Annotated in this window: 18 protein-coding genes and 1 tRNA gene; 1 reads left to right on the forward strand and 18 read right to left on the reverse strand. The window is 43.8% G+C overall.

Translation table 11 applies throughout. The features are described 5' to 3' along the window. Positions 1 to 41: 41 nt before the first annotated feature. Positions 42 to 126: transfer RNA gene (locus AAKU61_RS06230), tRNA-Leu, on the forward strand. Between the two features lie 390 nt (positions 127 to 516). Here AAKU61_RS06230 and trhA read toward each other — a convergent pair. The 18 genes from trhA to rlmD all read right to left on the reverse strand — a co-directional run bounded on the left by trhA (position 517) and on the right by rlmD (position 19,634). Next, positions 517 to 1,134: a PAQR family membrane homeostasis protein TrhA gene (gene trhA, locus AAKU61_RS06235; protein ID WP_354330557.1), complete on the reverse strand. Its 618-nt coding sequence runs from the start codon at positions 1,132 to 1,134 to the stop codon at positions 517 to 519. A gap of 511 nt (positions 1,135 to 1,645) precedes the next feature. Beyond that, on the reverse strand, positions 1,646 to 2,185 hold the full coding sequence (locus AAKU61_RS06240) for a phosphoribosyltransferase (protein ID WP_322121577.1): 540 nt from the start codon (positions 2,183 to 2,185) through the stop codon (positions 1,646 to 1,648). 37 nt (positions 2,186 to 2,222) lie between these two features. Next, positions 2,223 to 3,536, reverse strand: a complete 1,314-nt coding sequence (locus tag AAKU61_RS06245; protein ID WP_354330559.1) for an adenylosuccinate synthase — start codon at positions 3,534 to 3,536, stop codon at positions 2,223 to 2,225. A 3-nt stretch (positions 3,537 to 3,539) separates the two neighbouring features. After that, a complete protein-coding gene (locus AAKU61_RS06250) occupies positions 3,540 to 4,691 on the reverse strand; it encodes an ATP phosphoribosyltransferase regulatory subunit (RefSeq protein WP_354330561.1) in 1,152 nt (383 codons plus the stop codon). A 133-nt stretch (positions 4,692 to 4,824) separates the two neighbouring features. Then, positions 4,825 to 5,736 carry a protease modulator HflC gene (hflC, locus tag AAKU61_RS06255; protein WP_354330563.1) on the reverse strand — a complete coding sequence of 304 codons (912 nt, stop codon included), beginning with the start codon at positions 5,734 to 5,736 and terminating at the stop codon, positions 4,825 to 4,827. Next, on the reverse strand, positions 5,736 to 7,025 hold the full coding sequence (gene hflK / locus AAKU61_RS06260) for an FtsH protease activity modulator HflK (RefSeq protein WP_354330565.1): 1,290 nt from the start codon (positions 7,023 to 7,025) through the stop codon (positions 5,736 to 5,738). The genes hflC and hflK overlap by 1 nt, the downstream gene beginning before the upstream one ends. A 62-nt stretch (positions 7,026 to 7,087) precedes the next feature. Then, the gene (gene hflX, locus AAKU61_RS06265) at positions 7,088 to 8,212 is read right to left on the reverse strand and encodes a GTPase HflX (protein WP_354330567.1); all 1,125 of its coding nucleotides are present in this window, start codon (positions 8,210 to 8,212) and stop codon (positions 7,088 to 7,090) included. Between the two features lie 38 nt (positions 8,213 to 8,250). Continuing rightward, positions 8,251 to 8,487 carry an RNA chaperone Hfq gene (hfq, locus tag AAKU61_RS06270; RefSeq protein ID WP_322119080.1) on the reverse strand — a complete coding sequence of 79 codons (237 nt, stop codon included), beginning with the start codon at positions 8,485 to 8,487 and terminating at the stop codon, positions 8,251 to 8,253. Positions 8,488 to 8,629: 142 nt separating this feature from the next. After that, the gene (gene der / locus AAKU61_RS06275; protein ID WP_354330568.1) at positions 8,630 to 9,973 is read right to left on the reverse strand and encodes a ribosome biogenesis GTPase Der; all 1,344 of its coding nucleotides are present in this window, start codon (positions 9,971 to 9,973) and stop codon (positions 8,630 to 8,632) included. Between the two features lie 6 nt (positions 9,974 to 9,979). Continuing rightward, positions 9,980 to 11,128 (reverse strand): outer membrane protein assembly factor BamB, encoded by a 1,149-nt coding sequence (gene bamB, locus AAKU61_RS06280; RefSeq protein ID WP_354330570.1) that lies wholly within the window; start codon positions 11,126 to 11,128, stop codon positions 9,980 to 9,982. Between the two features lie 12 nt (positions 11,129 to 11,140). After that, complete coding sequence (locus AAKU61_RS06285; protein WP_354330572.1) at positions 11,141 to 11,806, reverse strand: YfgM family protein; 666 nt, start codon at positions 11,804 to 11,806, stop codon at positions 11,141 to 11,143. Positions 11,807 to 11,818: 12 nt separating this feature from the next. Next, entirely contained in the window at positions 11,819 to 13,180 is a 1,362-nt protein-coding gene (hisS, locus tag AAKU61_RS06290) for a histidine--tRNA ligase (protein WP_354330574.1), read from the reverse strand. A 38-nt stretch (positions 13,181 to 13,218) separates the two neighbouring features. Continuing rightward, positions 13,219 to 14,484 (reverse strand): flavodoxin-dependent (E)-4-hydroxy-3-methylbut-2-enyl-diphosphate synthase, encoded by a 1,266-nt coding sequence (gene ispG, locus AAKU61_RS06295; protein WP_354330576.1) that lies wholly within the window; start codon positions 14,482 to 14,484, stop codon positions 13,219 to 13,221. Between the two features lie 2 nt (positions 14,485 to 14,486). Continuing rightward, positions 14,487 to 15,512 (reverse strand): RodZ domain-containing protein, encoded by a 1,026-nt coding sequence (locus AAKU61_RS06300; protein WP_354330578.1) that lies wholly within the window; start codon positions 15,510 to 15,512, stop codon positions 14,487 to 14,489. Beyond that, complete coding sequence (pilW, locus tag AAKU61_RS06305) at positions 15,505 to 16,305, reverse strand: type IV pilus biogenesis/stability protein PilW (protein ID WP_354330580.1); 801 nt, start codon at positions 16,303 to 16,305, stop codon at positions 15,505 to 15,507. Before pilW ends, AAKU61_RS06300 begins: the two co-directional genes overlap by 8 nt. Continuing rightward, positions 16,302 to 17,459 carry a dual-specificity RNA methyltransferase RlmN gene (gene rlmN, locus AAKU61_RS06310; RefSeq protein ID WP_354330582.1) on the reverse strand — a complete coding sequence of 386 codons (1,158 nt, stop codon included), beginning with the start codon at positions 17,457 to 17,459 and terminating at the stop codon, positions 16,302 to 16,304. The genes pilW and rlmN overlap by 4 nt, the downstream gene beginning before the upstream one ends. Positions 17,460 to 17,524: 65 nt before the next feature. Continuing rightward, positions 17,525 to 17,950: a nucleoside-diphosphate kinase gene (ndk, locus tag AAKU61_RS06315; protein ID WP_354330584.1), complete on the reverse strand. Its 426-nt coding sequence runs from the start codon at positions 17,948 to 17,950 to the stop codon at positions 17,525 to 17,527. Positions 17,951 to 18,299: 349 nt separating this feature from the next. Beyond that, positions 18,300 to 19,634, reverse strand: coding sequence for a 23S rRNA (uracil(1939)-C(5))-methyltransferase RlmD (rlmD, locus tag AAKU61_RS06320; protein WP_354330586.1), 1,335 nt, complete (start codon positions 19,632 to 19,634; stop codon positions 18,300 to 18,302). Positions 19,635 to 19,724 lie beyond the last annotated feature (90 nt).

The raw sequence follows: 19,724 nt of genomic DNA on the forward strand, positions 1-19,724 counted from the left end.
TTGACTTAGTACGCGGATACTTTATAATCACGTCTTTCGTTGCCCACGTGGCGGAATTGGTAGACGCGCATGGTTCAGGTCCATGTGCCTTCGGGTGTGGGGGTTCGAGTCCCTCCGTGGGCACCAAGTATTTTAAGCCTCGTTGATTTTTCAACGAGGCTTTTTGCTATTTGGATGACTAAATTCGTTTCCATTTTCGCTTTCGCTCAACACCGCTTCTAGCTTCTACTCACTACTCAATGCATTACACATCGAGTATTTGGTCGCTGAGTTGATTGCGGAGAAATCTCATCTGTTCAGCGAACGGTTTTAAGATTATAACTGCGAATACACGACTCATTGATGACACAAACGAAGCAAATGTGTTCGATCTAAAAATCAACTCCGATCTTTGCTCAAGCCCATCTAAAACTATCGTTATATTTATAAATCTCCTAGCTTTTTATCTCATCTGCTCTGCAGATAACATACTGATTACTAAAGAAATTAAATCTATCAGTCTTTTACCTACGATCACTAGGCAACGTAAAATAAAACTGCAACATAGTGGCAAATACTGCCAGCCAAAACAAAAAGATGCCATACGCCATGACCATGCTTCACCTTATGATCGGTAGCATAAAAACCAATTCCTAAAGTATAAAACAGCCCTCCTGCAGCAAGCCATGCAAAGCCATATGGGCCTAGCGCAGTGAATAAAGGCTTAATGCCGATCAATGCCAACCAGCCCATCATTACATAAATGATCAGCGACATAATGCGCGCGCCTTTAGCCAGCCATATTTCCTGAAGAATACCGGCCAACGCTAAGCCCCAGACTACGCCAAACAAGGTCCATCCCCAAGCACCACGCAAGGTCACCAGGGTGAACGGCGTGTAGCTTCCGGCAATCAATAAGTAAATTGCACAGTAATCAAATTTTTGAAACACATTTTTAGCTCCTCCACGCAGGCTGTGGTAAAGCGTGGACGCCAGATAAAGAATCAATAAGGTAGCGGTATAAATACTGAAGCTAACTATTTTCCAAGGATCACCAGATTTTGCTGCGAGTACGATTAAGACAGTACCGCCGATAGCAGCCAAAGCGGCGCCGACTGTATGGCTGATACTGTTGAAACGTTCACCGTAGTGCATATGTTATTTGTCCGTTGTTTGTTAATATTTACTGATCATTTTGATTGCCTGTTTGCTTATTTATCTTAATTGTTTAGGCTATGTAATCAATCGTTGAATAGTTTGGTTATGTGTACAACAACCGGAATTTCAAGCAACACCATACCGCTTTATATTTGTTCACAAGCTGCGAACAGATACGAACTAAGAGTCACTATAAGCAGCTATGCGAACATCATTGACAGATCTAAACGCTCCTAAAATATTAATACTGATAGTGAGTATATTTTAATCGTCGAGAGATTAATTGGACAATACAGCATTTTTATTGAAAATATAGGGGAGTATATTTAACTCAATAAATCCATGAACCAAATATCACTCTCAACAATAGGTAATACCGATTTTGTATTTCTATTGAGTAATTAGTTTTGAATTCGCGTGAGGCTTGATTTCTGTTAATTCGAATTATCTATGTCTCGTCAATATCAAAAAAAACGGGAGCAAATTTTGTTTGCTCCCATCATGATGATTACTCTTTTGTCTCACCTTTTTTTAGCCAAGCATTTAATTGCTGTGGTCGAATACTGTCGTACTCTTCAAAAGGTTGATGTATCCAAGGATTGCTTGCAAGGTAATCCAGATAAAAATCTGGCTTTACAGTCGAGCAAGCCTTATACCAAATGACGGCTGATTTGGCCTCAGTAACACCTGGGAAATTTTCACGCAGATGATGCAAAACTTTTTCTAAGGTGACACCGGAATCGACCAGATCATCCACCACTAAAACGCGTCCTTGCAAACTACCCTTAGTCATCGAAATATATTTACCTATATCCAATGATCCCTGCACTGTACCCGCGTCTTCACGATACGAGCTAGTCGATAAAATTGCCAATGGCACATCAAAAATACGGGATAAAGTATCACCGGGACGCAAGCCACCACGCGCGAGACATAAAATCTGGTCAAACTTCCAACCAGACTCATATACTTTTAACGCCAAATGCTCGACGGAGCGATGGTAAGACTCCCATGAAACCCATAAATCTTTATCTGTTGAAGCTGGCAACGTCATCTTACTTCCCTTATTTTATTTATTTGCTGAATTATAGAAATGGGTGACGCAAAACGATAGTCTCTTCCCGATCCGGGCCAGTAGAAACCATATCAATGGGCACGCCAACTAATTCTTCAATACGCTTAATATAATTACGCGCGTTCAATGGCAAGGCATCCATACTTTTTGCACCTACGGTTGTTTCTGTCCAGCCTGGCATTTCCTCATAAACAGCGACACAACGAGCTGCCTCTTCGGCGCCAACCGGGAAGATATCCACGGCTTTACCATCAACGGTATAGCCAGTACACAGCTTCAATGTATCAACACCATCCAACACGTCTAGCTTGGTTAAGCACATGCCAGACACGCCATTGATCTGTACAGAACGCTTCAGCAGTGCTGCATCAAACCAGCCGCAACGACGAGCGCGGCCAGTGACTGTACCAAACTCATGTCCAACGCTAGCTAAATGTTTTCCAACACCTTGATCCGTCGGCAGTTCAGAAGGGAAAGGACCAGAGCCAACACGGGTTGTATAGGCTTTAGTAATTCCCAAAATGTAATGCAACATATTTGGGCCAACACCAGAGCCTGCGGCAGCGTTACCAGCTACACAATTGCTAGAAGTGACGAATGGGTATGTGCCATGATCCACATCTAACAAACTGCCTTGGGCACCTTCAAACAGCAAGCTAGCGCCATTTTTATATGCGGCATAAAGGGCGCTAGAAACATCGGCAACCATAGGACGGATACGCGGCACATTTGCCAAGGTATCATCCAATGTTTTTTGAAAATCAACGGCTGGCGCTTTGAGGTAATTGGTTAGCACAAAATTGTGATAATCCAGATTCTCTTTGAGTTTTTCAGCAAAGCGTTCTGCGTTAAGCAAATCGGCAACGCGAATCGCACGACGAGCGACTTTATCTTCATACGCTGGGCCGATGCCTTTTCCAGTCGTACCAATTTTGGCCGCGCCACGCGCTACTTCACGCGCTGCATCAAGTGCCGTGTGGTAAGGCAGAATTACCGGGCAAGCTTCTGAAATTTTGAGGCGCGATACAACCTCTACGCCATTGGCCTGCAGTTTATCAATTTCACGTAATAAATCAGGTACTGACAACACAACGCCATTCCCGATATAGCAAGCAGTGCCAGCGCGCATGATGCCAGAGGGAATCAATTGCAACGCCGTTTTTTGCCCACCAATCACCAAAGTGTGACCAGCATTATGTCCACCTTGAAAACGAACCACGCCTTGCGCATGATCCGTCAACCAGTCAACGATTTTGCCCTTACCTTCATCGCCCCACTGGGTACCAATAACGACGACGTTTTTTGCGATTTTATTTTGTGACATCACTTAACCTACACTTTTAAGAATCCAATGACTACCATCAAATACGACTGCCCTATTACAGTCAAATTCGTCCTGTTCGCTCTCATGACCTGGCAAACTTTGAATAACAATTTCTCCACTTTTGCGTAATTCACCAATCTTTATTCGCAGTGCAGGATCTTTACTCCATGGGGCAAGGATCGCATCTTTGCGCTCTGCCGATGGCATTAGACGCGCTAGCTCGCGCAAATCAAGTGAAAATCCAGTCGCTGGGCGAGCACGGCCAAAAGCTTCACCAACATGATCGTAACGTCCGCCGCGAGCAACTGCATTTGGTAAGCCTGGCACAAAAGCATTAAACATTACTCCGCTGTGGTAATGATATCCACGTAAATCTGCCAAATCTATCGTAACTTTCGCACTACCGGCGAGCTTCACCAGATAATCAAGCTCATCCAAGGCAACAGCAATTCCAGCAAATGGCGGCAATATGGCGCGTGCGCGCTCAATCACCGAGATATCGCCATATAACTTAGGCAAATCCAACAAAGCTTGCCTTACGACCGGACTAAACTCTTTAGAAATTAACTCTATTGCAGGTAAGTCTTTCGCTTCCAATAAGGCAAATAAACTGGACGCATGCTTTTTAGCAACGGGATCACTTTCTAACAGCGATCTCAGTACACCGACATGGCAAAGGTCAAGGTGCACTTCTGAGATATTTGCTATTGCTAAAGAAGCTAACGCTAATTCCTGGATTTCGGCATCCGCCTCTAAACCAGCATGCCCATAAATTTCAGCACCAATCTGAATCGGCTCACGTGTTGCATGCAGGCCAGACGGGCGCGTATGCAATACACTGCCTGCATAACATAAACGCGTTACAGAATTACGGTTCAGTAAATGCGCATCAATCCTTGCGACCTGAGTTGTCATATCAGCCCGAACTCCCATGGTTCGGCCGGATAATTGATCAACCAATTTAAACATACGCAAATCCATGTCCTGACCGGCACCTGTCAGCAAGGATTCTATGTATTCGAGTAAAGGTGGCATGACCAACTCGTAGCCATACAACCTAAAATTGTCCAACAACACACGTCGTAACTCTTCTATTTTGCGTGCTTCGGATGGCAAAACATCAGCAATATTTTCCGGTAAAAGCCAATTTGGCATGAGCTTACAATCAAATAAAAACAAACAACAAATTATCAAACCTCAAACGCAACAAACGTAGGTCTGCCATCATATTAGATAGCACGACCTACGTTATCACCTTGTCAGTTACGAGTATTACTTAATAAATTAATTACTTTGACTTACTTGGAGCGACGGCTGAACCACTTGAGCCACCTACGCCAGGCGCTTTAAAATATTTAAAAAACTCAGAATTTGGATCAACTACCATCACATCGTTCTTAGTTTTAAAGCTGGCACGATATGCCTCCAAGCTGCGATAAAATTTGTAAAACTCTGGATTTTGACCGAATGCCTGCGCATAGATTTGTGACGCTTCAGCATCACCAGCGCCACGCATCTTTTCAGCCTCACGATATGCTTCCGCCAGAATTACAGTTCTTTGTTTATCTGCGTCTGCTCTGATTTTTTCGGAATCGGCAGATCCTGTAGAGCGTAATTCATTAGCCACGCGAGTACGCTCTGCTTTCATTCGATCGTAAACTGAACTATTGATCTGATCTACGTAATCAACGCGTTTCAATCGCACATCAATAATCTCTACGCCGATTTGCTTTGCCTCATCAGTAACTTTGACGCGGATCGCTTCCATAACTTTGCCACGCTCACCCGAAATAACTTCACGTACAGTACGTTTAGTGATTTCATCATTTAAGGCTGCTTTCACAATTTGATATAAGCGATCACGAGCTCTGCCCTCATCACCCTTAAAGCTAACGTAATACAATTTTGGCTCAATAATGTGCCATTTTACGAAAGCATCAACCAGTATGTTTTTCTTTTCTGCCGTAATAAAACGATCTGCATCTGGAGTATCTATCGTCAAAATACGTTTATCTAAAAACAAAACATTTTGAAACGGTGGTGGTAATTTGAAATGCAAGCCTGGCTCGCTAATCACCGCTTTTACTTCACCTAATGCAAAAACAATGGCATATGATTTTTGATCCACAACAAAAATCGTGGAATACAAAATCATGATTGCAATGATGAGTGCAAGTATCGAGGAAAATAACTTATTCATTATCTTACCTCCCGATCACGAGAATCACGACTATCACGGGATCTGCCGTCTTTACTGTAGCGCAACTCAACCGTCGGAATCTGCTCAGTTACTTGCGGGGTTGGTGCTGCCGGTGTCGTTGTTACAGATGAAGGTGAGGACTTAACATTGGCATTATCCGACGCTGGAATTAACTTATCTAAAGGAAGATAAATCATATTGTTACCACTCTTAGAATCCATCATGACTTTAGTCGTACTAGAGAAAATTTGCTGCATCGTTTCAAGATACATACGGTCTCGCGTAACTGCAGGCGCCTTTTGATATTCAGCCAACACTTGCTTAAAACGCGATGCATTACCTTCGGCGGTCGCTACAATTCTTGACTCGTATGCTTCCGACTCTTGCAACATGCGCGATGCCTCACCACGTGCTTTCGGGATCACATCATTTGCGTAGGCTTGGCCTTCATTTTTTTGACGTTCTTTATCCTGACCTGCTTTTACGGCATCATCAAAAGCTGCTTGTACTTGCTCAGGAGGCTGCACACCTTGCATCGTGACATTCGCAACCTGTACACCGGCTTGATACCGTTCAAGAATTTGCTGCATTAAAGCACCGACATCTTGCGCTACCTTTTCTCGTCCCTCGTACAGAACAAAATCCATTTTACTTTTCCCTACAACTTCACGAATCGCAGTTTCTGCCACTTGCTTGATCATACCCTCTGGATCACGATTATTAAACAGCCAATCAGACGCACTCTTTAATTTATATTGAACGGCAAACTGAATATCGATGATATTTTCATCCTCGGTCAACATCAGTGCTTCTTTTGGCTCTTTATTTTTTACATTAGAGCGATAACCAACTTCGACGGTGCGTACCTGAGAAACGTCGACGATTTCATGAGCCTGAATCGGGTAAGGCCAACGCCAGTTAAAACCGGACATTGTTGTATGGCTGAACTTACCAAATGTCGTAATAACGCCGGTTTGACCTTCTTGAACAATGAAGAATCCACTGATTAACCAAATAAACGCCAGCACAACAACGATGATGCTTACACCTAATTTAGCACTGGCAGCATCAGGAGTGAATCCGCCACCACCGCCGCCGTTATTACCATTATTTTTTGAGCCTAGGAAACGACTAATGCGTTCATTAAAGTCGCGCCATAATTTCTCTAAATCGGGTGGACCCTCAGGTGGCTTCTTGCCATCCTTGTCGTTATTTTGAGAGCCACGACCCCACTGAGGATCGTTCAACGACATCGTTAAGCCAATTTTTTTTAGAAGTGAAACGAACATTCTGTCGTTATCCAATAAAATAATGAGTTGAACTACAAATAGACTTAATACTGAATAAATTTTTAGACAAACCGCGCATCATCAAACTGGGCGATCTCTACTGGATTGTTTCTTTTAAATGCATAGTCTTTAGCAAACTCTGTAACCGCTTGCCGCAACAAACCTACTCCGGCACCAGTTTGCGCACTCAAAAAAACTCTTTGAATTTTATCATACTCACCTAGCTCCAAACTCGGCTCCAAGCCAGCCAAATCGATCTTATTCCAAACCAATAATTGAGGAATATGGTCAGCACCGATCTCTTTCAATACGTCATTAACTTGTTGAATTTGGTCTAAGCGCACTGGACTACTTGCATCAACTACATGCAACAACAAATCGGCATGAATTGTCTCTTCCAAAGTAGCACGAAATGCATCGACCAATTGATGCGGTAGCTCCCTGATGAACCCTACCGTGTCAGATATCACAACACTACCTGCATCGGCAAGATACAAACGTCGTGATGTAGTGTCTAACGTAGCAAACAACTGGTCTGCTGCGTAAGCACCCGCCTTCGTCAACGAATTAAATAACGTAGATTTACCAGCATTGGTATAACCAACCAAAGATACTGAAAAGGTGTGGCTTCTACCACGCGAACGTCTTTGTGTTTCACGCTGCTTATGCAACTTATCCATACGAGCTTTAAGTGCTTTAACTCGGTCACCGATTAAACGGCGATCAGTTTCAAGCTGAGTCTCTCCAGGCCCGCGCAAACCAATACCACCCTTTTGTCGCTCCAGATGAGTCCAGCCGCGTATCAACCTTGTAGCAAGATGCTGCAACTGCGCCAATTCGACTTGGACTTTACCTTCATGACTATGAGCACGCTGCGCGAAAATATCAAGAATCAGACTAGTTCTGTCTACCACCCGTATTTTCAAACGTCGCTCTAAATTCCGCTGTTGCGCAGGTGATAATGCATGATTAAAGATTGCAATATCGAGCTCAGCATCAGCAATGGTATTTGCAATCTCATCCGCTTTACCAGAGCCTACAAATAACGCAGCATCAGGACTAGAGCGCTTGCAGGTAATGGTTGTCATGGGCTCTGCCCCCGCAGATCGGGAGAGCAGAGATAGTTCTTCTAAACTAGCGGCAAAATCATCTTTACCGAAGTCCACACCGATTAAAACGGCGCGCATAGAAAAATTTTATTTTTCAAAAAATAAATGCCTAATAATTACTCGGGCTCTGACTCAGTATTGATGGTCACAGCACGTGCGGGAACAACAGTAGAAATGGCGTGTTTGTATACCATCTGCGTCACTGTATTACGCAATAAAACTACGTATTGATCAAAAGATTCAATATGACCTTGCAACTTAATGCCATTCACCAAATAGATGGATACAGGAATATGTTCTTTACGAAGTGCATTCAAGAACGGGTCTTGTAACAGTTGCCCTTTATTACTCATAACAGCTCCAATATGTTGTTGTGATCAGGAGTTGGGGACACATTGCAAAAGTTCAAGAGTCCCAATAGTTGATTACCTTGTAACTGTAATCTATTTTCGCTTGTGCTGCTTGCTAGATCCACCAACGATCAAATGAAAATTCTTATTTTTCAGTTTTAGAGAAAGGATTTTTACCTGAGCGCATTTCTATGCGCAAAGGGGTTCCCACTAAAGAAAAGGTTTCTCGAAAATGTTTTTCCAAATAGCGTTTATATACATCACCAATGGAATCCAAGGCATTGCCATGAATAACAATAATGGGTGGATTTTGACCGCCTTGGTGGGCATAACGCAGCTTAGGTCTTATCGAGCCTTTACGCTTCGGCTGCTGATGCTCAACAGCTTCTATCAGCGCACGAGTTAATTTTGGCGTAGATAAGTTCGCTGTTGCTGCAGCATAAGCAGCATCGACGGACTTCATTAAAGGAGCGATACCGCTAGCTTTTAAAGCAGAAATAAAATGAAACTTAGCAAATGTCAAAAAATTCAGCTTACGTTCAATATCCAATTTGATTTCATCGCGTCTGTCGCTTTGCAAGCCATCCCATTTATTGACACCAATAACTAAGGCTCGTCCAGACTCCAAGATAAAGCCAGCTATATGTGCATCTTGCTCAGATATATCTTGCTGCGCATCGAGCATAAGCAACACAACATTTGCTTCCGAAACCGATTGTAAAGTCTTGACTACAGAAAATTTCTCTATTGCCTCAAACACTTTTCCACGGCGGCGAATACCCGCTGTGTCAATCAAAGTGTAATGTTTTCCATCGCGCTCAAAAGGAATTTCAATCGAATCACGGGTAGTGCCGGGCATATCAAATGCTATGACCCGATCCTCGCCCAATAGTGTATTAACTAAAGTTGATTTACCAACATTGGGACGCCCAACTATCGCGAGCTTGATTCCCCTTACGACATCATCTGGCTCCTCCAATTCTGGAGGTCTTTGCGCAAACGCAATGTCTAACGACTCCTCAACTAAATCTGTTACGCCATCTCCGTGCGCTGCTGAAATGACGTACGGATCGCCTAATCCTAATTCATAAAAATCGGCTGTAACAGAGCTATATTTCATACCCTCAGCTTTATTTACTACCAACATCACGGAGCGTCCAGATTTTCGCAAAAAATCCGTAATAGTTTTATCATGCGGAGTCAAACCCTGACGTCCATCAACGATAAACACAACCACATCAGCCTCAGCTACAGCCTGCTTAGTTTGCTTGGCCATTTCATGCATGATGCCTTCTTTGGCAACGGGCTCGAAACCACCAGTATCTATAACCAAAAATGGACGTTCACCAATACGTCCCTCACCGTAATGTCTATCCCTTGTCAAACCAGGAAGATCTGCCACTAACGCATCACGAGAGCGAGTAAGTCGATTGAACAGCGTGGATTTGCCGACATTTGGTCGACCTATAAGTGCAATAACCGGCTTCATTTAGTATTACTCGGTTGTCAATGCAACCACTGCCCCTGATTTGGTTTGAACGATCAAACTCGAGCCAACTACAGTTGGAGCTGCCAAAATTTGACTGCCATCGGTACTAATACGACCGATGAAAGAACCATCCTCTCGTGAGAGAAAATGGATAAAGCCAGAACCGTCGCCAACAGCAACAGCTCGACCGAAAGAAATTGGTGCGGACAAACGCCTGTAAGCTAATTTATCATTTCGCCAAACACTAGCACCGGTACTACGAGCATAAGCGGATACAGCACCCGAATTATCCGCTGCAAAAACAAATCGCTCATCTACACTTACACCAACTTCGCTGGATAAAGTTTTCGCCCAGCGCGCAGCACCAGTGGTTAAGTCATAACAACCAACACGTCCTTGATAAGCAGAAACACAAGCCTCATTTCCGATAATAAACGGAGTTCCAGAAACATCGGTAATTCGCTCAAGCTCAGTCGCACCTTTAGGATCTGCAACAGCAATCTCCCAACGCAAACCGCCATTAGTTAAAGAAAAAGATGCTAGCTTACCACCAGGCAATGCGACTATAGCCCACTGATCCGCGATTGCGATGCCTTGAATAGTACGTAAGGTCAAAATTGGCAGTGGTCTCTCGACAGACCATTTTTTTGTTCCTGTTGCTATATCGTACGCCGCGATTTTGTTATCCATACTACGAACAACCACAACATCTTTGGCGACAGCTGGAGAGGAAAGTATCTCGCTGGAAGTTTGCACACTCCAGCGCAACTTACCCTCGGTATCAAAAGCGAATAACATACCTTTTCGCCCTGCAACAACTACTACAGAAGCGCTAGCACCAACTCCAGCAGTCAAAGAAGAACCTGCATTGATACGCCAGACCGCCCGACCATTAGCAGCATCCAATCTAATTACAGTACCATCCACTGCAGCCGCATATATATCCGCACCAACTTGAGCAGGCGTAAATACATATTCACCTGATGAGCCAACCGAGCTTGACCAAAGAGTCTTCACTGGCATGGTCACGGTAAAATCCTCCAAGGTCGCCGGAATATTTTTTGTTTCAGACTTACTCGCAAACGGATTCATAGAGGAACAAGCCGCGAGGGAAAGCAATACTAATGAGGCCAGCAATTTGCCAGAAAAATGCATGAACTACTCCTATTATTTACTAGCTGAACTACTTGCAAGCTTAGCCTCGGCACCACCAAGAGCATCGAGCTTTATCTGGATTAACTGACGCGCAGGATTTTTCTCTTTTGTCTTTTCTAATGCGCTCTGAAATGCAGCGCGGGCTTCTACAGGTTTATTTTGAGCGAGATAAATATCGCCTTTCCGATCAGCAATATCTCCAGCAAATTCTGACGAAAAATCACCTGATAAAAAAGCTAGTCCTTCATCGTAAGCTTTTTCATCCAAGGCAATACCTGCTAAACGGATTTTTGCGATCGCTTTATATTCTTCCACGCTACTATGATCAATGACCCAACGTAATTGGGCTTTGACTACTTTGATATCTCCAGCATCAAAAGCACTCTTAGCTGCTGTCAATGCGGACATAGCCGCATATGGTGTTTTAGAAAATTTTTCGACAACATCATTAGCCGCTCGCTGCACTTCTGCATTATCTTTAGCTTGTACTGCCTTTTGTAGCACGTCATACAATTGTGACGCCTGACTTGACTGATCACGCTGATAGCTGGTCCAACCCGTCCATGCAGCGTAAGCAGATAAAGCGATTACCAACAGCCAAGTAACCAGGTTGCCGTATTGTTTCCACCATGCTTTGAGAGTGTCTAATTGCTCTTGTTCTTCGAGATCGTATGCCATTTTGTATAAAGTCTAGTGATGAATATGAATATGAGTTGGATCGTCACAGCATTCGCCTGCATCACCGATCCCAGCGATCTGGTCAACCAAGTAATCAACAGCAGTATCAAACGGCACCGTGACTTGGTTATTCTCCATATCTTCCGTGCGCATTGCCTTGATACTGACAGTATTCGATGCGGACTCATCCTCACCAATGATGACTGCGTAGGCTGCTCCACTACCGTCTGCTTTTTTCATTTGCGATTTAAAACTACCTACACCGCTTGCAGTTGCGCAATGTAACACAACATCTAGCCCCGCATCGCGCAAACGCTCGCCTAATACGAAAGATTGTTCTTGTGCTTTGCTACCTTGATGCACAAGATAGATATCGCATTGGGCTGGCGCATGTGTTTCGCCAGATGCTTTCATTAACTCCAACAATCGTTCAATGCCCATTGCGAAGCCACAAGCGGGAGTAGGTTTACCGCCGAAAATACTAAATAAGGAATCATAGCGACCACCAGCACACACTGTACCTTGTGAACCCAATTGATCAGTTACCCACTCAAAAACTGTACGGTTGTAATAATCCATGCCTCGCACCAGACGTGTATTGATCGTGAATGGAATACTATTGTCACGCAATATTTTTTGAACACCCAAGAAATGTGACATAGACTCTTCACCAAGATAACTAAGCAGCTTAGGTGCAGAATTTACCATTTCTTGCATTGCCGGATTTTTAGTATCAAGAATACGCAGTGGATTACTATGCAAACGTCGCTGCGCCTCGGCATCTAAAATATCTTCATGTTGTTCAAAGTAGGCAATCAATGCTACACGATGCTTAATACGCTCTTCTGCGTCACCAATCGAATTTAGTTCTAGACGTAAGTCTTGCATACCTAAATCATCCCAAAGACGCTGACACATCATGATTAATTCTGCATCGATATCAGGACCACTAAAACCTAAAGCCTCAGCCCCTACTTGATGGAATTGACGATAGCGTCCACGTTGCGGCTTTTCATGCCTAAACATGGGGCCGTTGTACCAAAGACGTCGTGGACCTTCGTAAGTCAAATTATGCTCTAGTGCTGCACGCACAACGCCGGCCGTGTTCTCTGGACGCAGGGTTAATTTATCCCCATTCATTGCATCTTCAAAGGAGTACATTTCCTTCTCAACGATATCAGTAACTTCACCAAGACCGCGAGCAAATAAGGCCGTAGGCTCAACGATAGGCGTACGAATTTGTTGAAAGCCATAACTCTTCAAAACAGACTGCACCGTATTTTCAAACAATTCCCATAAGGGAGAATCGGTTGGAAGAAGGTCATTCATCCCTTTCACGCCAACGATTTTTTCTATTTTTTTATTTTCAGACATACTTTACAACCTAATTATTTATTAGCCAAATACGTTTGTTACACAGTAGACGGAGTGTAATGAGTCTTCACATAATCTAATACGATAGCTTGGAATTCTTCTGAGATGTTATCGCCTCGCAAAGTTAACGCCTTTGCTCCATCAATAAAAACTGGCGCAGAAGGAGACTCGCCAGTACCAGGCAAGCTAATTCCAATATTGGCATGTTTGGATTCTCCGGGACCATTTACGATACAGCCCATCACCGCAACATTCATGCTTTCCACACCGGGATATTGTTTTTTCCAAACAGGCATCTGATCGCGTAAAAAGGTTTGAATACTATCTGCCAATTCTTGGAATACAGTAGAAGTAGTACGCCCGCATCCTGGGCAAGCAATCACCATAGGAGTGAATTTTCTTAAACCCATCGTCTGTAAAATTTCTTGCCCAACTACGACTTCCTTACAACGATCACCGCCTGGCTCAGGAGTAAGAGAAATACGAATCGTATCGCCAATCCCCTCTTGCAACAACACAGATAGTGCTGCTGTCGATGCCACGATACCTTTGCTGCCCATACCTGCTTCTGTCAAGCCTAAATGCAAAGGATAGTCACAGCGCTGCGCAAGTTCTCGATATACAGCAATTAAATCCTGCACTCCTGAAACCTTGCAAGACAGAATAATCTTATCGCCAGCTAAACCTAGCTCTTCAGCTCGTTGTGCATTTTCTATTGCAGATGTAATCAACGCCTCATACATCACCGTTTGCGCACTCCACGGCTCTGCACGCTGTGCATTTTCATCCATAATGCGAGCGAGTAAAGCTTGATCGAGACTCCCCCAGTTCACTCCGATACGAACAGGCTTGTCGTAGAAACATGCCATCTCTATCATCTGTGCAAACTGAGTATCGCGTTTTGCGCCCTGCCCTACATTTCCTGGATTTATACGATACTTGGATAAAGCCCGGGCACAATCAGGAAAGTCTTTTAGCAACGTATGTCCGTTGTAATGAAAATCCCCAACCAAGGGAACATCTATTTCCATCTTATCCAATTGCGCACGAATCGCTGGTACTGCTGCCGCAGCTTCCGCATTATTAACAGTCAACCTTACCAGTTCAGAACCAGCCCTTGCTAACTCTTTAATTTGAATGGCAGTACCAATTACATCAGCGGTATCCGTGTTTGTCATCGACTGAACCACCACTGGTGCAGAACCACCAACGACAACTTGACGTGAGCCATATACAATTTTTGCACTTCGGCTCAAGCGACGTACAAATGGTCCGGATGCTATGCCAGAAAAAGAAGATGTCATACTTACTTCACACTTAGATTAAAAACATTGCTCTCTTTTGTCGGCGCAATATTTAAAGAAACCCCACGTAATGTCCCATCGACACCAGCCGCATTACCAATTTTGATCTGCAAAGGCTCTTTGAGATCGAAACTCTCTTCTGTCCCAGCCCTTGCTAAATGAGACGTCACTACACTGCCATTTTCACGTTTTAATTGTATCCAGGAATCCTGCCGAAATTTAAATTTCATTAAATTATTTGCAGAATTAAGCACAACAGCCTGAGCCGGGTCAGCTAGCTGCTGATTAACAGTACTGGAGGACAAAACTGGCGCAGATACTGTTGATGGCACCACAATATCAGATATAGAGCTTGAACCAGACTGAGAAGTATTTGGAGATGCCACTTCAGATGACGGTAGATTCACTTGCCCCTCCGATTTATTTTCTACAGAGGCAGTATCCAAGGCAACAGAATTAGTCGAATTTTTAGAAGTCGCTGCGCTCGCGGGCGCTTCCAAACTGGATGACACTTTAGGTGAAATTAGATTCTGAATATAACTAATATGCTCATATTTTTGCAATACAAAAAAAACAAGCGCAAGTATCGCAAGCACCACAGCACCCCAGACGTACTTACCATTATTGACATCTTGCCGCCCCATTAGAGGCAATCTAGACTCAAGAAAAGGAGTAGCTAATACCGGCCGAACACCCGTCGACTCTACAGACAAGTCATTCTCTTTAGGTAGCAACTCAATGATTGGCTCAGCATCAATTTTTAACAACTTAGCATAAGACCTGATAAAGCCTCGCACTATCACCATCTTAGGAAGTTCGTTAAAATGATTTGATTCAATTGCGATTATCTGCCTTACTGAAAGTTTTAATTGATCAGCAATATGCTGGACTGTCCAGTCTTTTTGCTCACGAGCAGCTGCTAGAAGCGCTCCAGCAGAGCGAGTTGCCGATAACTCAGGCTTATTATCTTCATTCATATCTGAGGTATTTAATTTCTCTACGGATAAATTCATACCTGCATCACTCATCAAAAGCCCCTCGCTGAAACAGAGCGTACTCTTTGGAATTAGGATAGCGTCTACGCAACTGTGTACCCAAACCAGCTACGGCGGATTGGTCTCCCAGTTTATTTTCTATTTTTATCGCCAACCAAAGTACGTCTGCCGCAAATATGTCTTCTTTGAGTACTCTGTTTATATAAAATTTTGCCTTTTCGTATTCAGTACGATCCAAATAAATTTTGGCCAGATTAGCATTGATTGTCGGACTACCCGGATCAATACGAAAACCTTGCATAAAATAGTTTTCTGCCTTAACTGTATCTTTCAATCTAAGACTACAAACACCTGCGTTGTGAAGGACTTTTATCGGTGTAGTGTAGGTTGGGTCTTTTAGTACTTTGTCGAAGTAAGTCATGCCTTGTTTTTCATGTCCGTTTTGACATAGAAACCAACCATAATTATTAGCAATATCTGAATTATTTGGCGCCAGTTTTAAGGCACGCTGAAAGTTCTCTTCAGCCAAGGACTTCTCACCCATATCCATGTAAACCAAAGCTCTGACACTATAGGCATCAACCAAATCAGGGGACATGATTAACGCCTGTCTAATTTCATCCAGCGCGACTTTGTATTGTCCTTGCTGATAATAACCAATCGCCAATTCCATACGAATGGATGCTCTCTTTTGCAAATCAACACTTTCAGTTGGCTGGTTATTCTCAGGCTTAAACCCCTCAGGCTTTTTGCTTGCACATGCGGACAACATCAGCGCCAGTAACACGCCAGATAAAAAACGATAGTGCAATCCAAAAATTTTCACTGAGTGATCTCCACGATCTTGCCAAAATTTTTACCAAACTTGGTTTGATATTCCGCCATTTTTTGCATACGCTCTTGCACTCGCGTTCTGTCCTGAACCTCACCTGCTAACTGCCCACAGGCGGCATCAATATCATCGCCTCGCGTCTTACGTATGGTTGTCACTAATCCCGCATCCATCAGCACTTGGGCAAAAGCCTTTATACGAGGATTGGCTGAACGTTTTAAACCCGATTCCGGAAAAGGGTTAAACGGAATCAAGTTAAACTTACAGGGAACATTTTTAACTAATTGCACCAGCTCACGAGCATGTTGATCCGTATCATTTACGCCATCCAACATGCAGTATTCAAATGTCACGAAATCACGTGGAGCATAATCCAAATACCGCTTGCAAGCCGCCATTAATTCATGCAACGGATATTTTTTATTTAACGGTATTAAGCTGTCGCGCAGAGTGTCGTTTGAGGCATGCAAAGACACTGCCAACGCCACTGCACACTCTTGGGACAACTTATCAATCATTGGCACCACACCGCTGGTAGACAACGTAACACGACGACGTGATAAACCATAGGCATTATCATCTAACATCAGACGCAAAGCAGTGACCGTTGGCTCAAAATTCAATAAAGGTTCGCCCATCCCCATCATTACTACATTAGTAATTTGACGTTCGCCTTTTGGTCCCGGTGCTATACCTTTAGTTTTACGCAATAAAAACTCAGCCATCCAAAGTTGGCCAATAATTTCACCAACGCTTAAATTACGATTAAATCCTTGCTTACCCGTTGAGCAAAAGCGGCAATTGACTGCACAACCGGCCTGAGTGGAGATACACAAGGTTCCACGATTCTCTTCGGGGATAAATACTGCTTCTACAGCATTGCCCTGCCCCACATCCAACAACCATTTGCGCGTCCCATCTGTTGACGTATGGTCGCTAATAATTGCAGGAGCGGCAATAAAGGCTCGCGTAGATAATTTTTCTCTTAGCGATTTTGCGAGATCGCTCATTTCTTCGAAGCTACCGGCACCGAACTGGTGTATCCAGCGCTGCAATTGCTTGGCGCGAAACGGCTTCTCACCCAACTCACCGCAATAAGCGACGAGTTGCGCGGGATCCAGGTCCAACAAATTGGTGAGAGCCGTCATATGCATCTTCCTTCACATCCTGCTTAAGTATCACTACAAAACCAAGACGATATTACAAACTGTGATTAACGTGAGTACACGTTCAACGCTGGGAAGAAGTAAGCGATTTCGATGGCGGCTGTTTCAACTGCATCGGAACCATGTACTGCATTTGCGTCGATTGATTCTGCGAAATCTGCACGAATTGTGCCTTTTTCTGCTTTCTTTGGATCTGTTGCACCCATCAGATCACGATTTTTCAAAATCGCGCCTTCGCCTTCTAATGCTTGAACAAAGACTGGGCCAGAGATCATGAAATCAACCAGGTCTTTGAAGAATGGGCGTGCAGCGTGAACTGCATAGAAACCTTCTGCTTCAGCGCGGGACAATTGTGTCAAGCGAGCAGCGACTACTTTCAAGCCAGCAGCTTCAAAGCGGCTGACAATTTGACCAATAACGTTTTTTGCAACTGCATCAGGCTTAATAATAGACAATGTACGTTCGATAGCCATCTAAAAACTCCAATAAAATGAAAGGGTTAAGACAAAATTTCAAGAATTCATCTAACCTTCGATTTTATCATAAAAACGACCCACCTAAGGTAAGTTGCCAATAAAGACAATTACCTGCAAGAATTATTATTAAATAAGTACTTGGGCGCCGAAAGCACCAATCAGATCAGTTCCTTATCCCCCAAAGCGAGTACAAAAACCGCAAAATAGAATATGGGATGATCAGCTTGGCTAACTAAGTCAGCGTTAAATTTAGAAATTTTTTAGGATTACAGGGAGTATATGCATAATTAGCCATATTATCCAGCGTTTCTATGGACAACTTTAAATACACCCACCCAGTATTAAATTAATCCAAATCAAAAACTGCCATCGATTCTACGTGGGACGTGTGTGGGAACATATTGACGACGCCAGCAAAGCTCAAGCGATAGCCGGCCTGATTGACCAACATGCCAGCATCACGTGCTAGCGTAGACGGGCTACATGACACATACACAATGCGCTTGGGCTTCAACTCTGGTGCTAGACTGCCCAAATCGATCAGGGCTTGGCAAACTGCCATTGCACCATCGCGCGGGGGATCGACTAAAAAGCGATCAAACTTACCCAAGGCAACGAAATCTTGCGCAGTAACCTCGAACAAATTACGCGTACCAAATGAAGTCGTTGCCTCTAATCCGTTGGCACGAGCATTCTCCATTGCCCGCTCTGTCAACGTTGAACTACCCTCGATCCCCACAACTTCTTTTGCTAAAGTTGCAATCGGTAACGTGAAATTACCTAAACCGCAGAACAAATCAGCAATACGCTCGCCTTTTTGGACATCCAGCAAACGCAGAGCGCGCTCTACCAGAACGCGATTGATATGATGATTAACCTGAGTAAAATCAGTCGGCTTAAATGGCATTTTTATACCAAACTCGGGTAATAAATAATGCAATTCACTGTGCTCTGGATAAAACGGAGTAGCTGTTTCTGGCCCTTTGGTTTGCAACCACCATTGCACTTGATATTGATCCGCAAAAGCCTTCAGCTTTATTTCATCCTCGGCAGTCAGCGCCTCCATTATGCGCAACACCATCGCAGTTACACCCTCACCGATCGCCAGTTCGATTTGCGGCAATGCCTCAATAATCGATAAAGACGAAATCAGATCACGCAATGGCATGAGCATTGCAGACACATGCGGCGGCAAAATCTCACAGGTTTCCATATTGGCGACATAGCGAGATTTTTTCTCATGAAAACCGACTAAAACCATGCCTTTTTTATGTACATTACGCACAGAAAGCCGGGCGCGATAACGGTAACCCCAAGTCGGACCATAAATTGGTCGCAACATTGTCTCTGCTTTCACCTTGCTGATATGCCAGAGATTATCTTCCAGCACGCGCTGCTTCATCGCTACTTGTGCATTTGACTCCAGATGCTGCATAGAGCAACCGCCACATACGCCAAAAAATTCACATTTAGGCTTAACCCGTTGTGACGACTCACGCACCAACTGCGTCATATTTGCAGCTTCCCAGGTCGCCTTCTTTTTGAATGTGCTGAAGCCAACCACCTCACCCGGCAAAGCCCCTTCAACAAAAACAACTTTTCCTGGAGTGCCATCTTCATTTTCCAGATGACCAACGCCACGGGCGTCCATGTCGAAAGAACGGATATTAATAGTATTCATAATAATTGCGGCGTGATGCACAGATCACGCCGATCAGGTTTAATTCAGAAAACGGGATTATAGGAGAAACTATGGAGAAAGCGCGTAGAA

The sequence above is a fragment of the Undibacterium sp. GrIS 1.2 genome (assembly GCF_040544435.1).
Classification (GTDB): domain Bacteria; phylum Pseudomonadota; class Gammaproteobacteria; order Burkholderiales; family Burkholderiaceae_D; genus Undibacterium.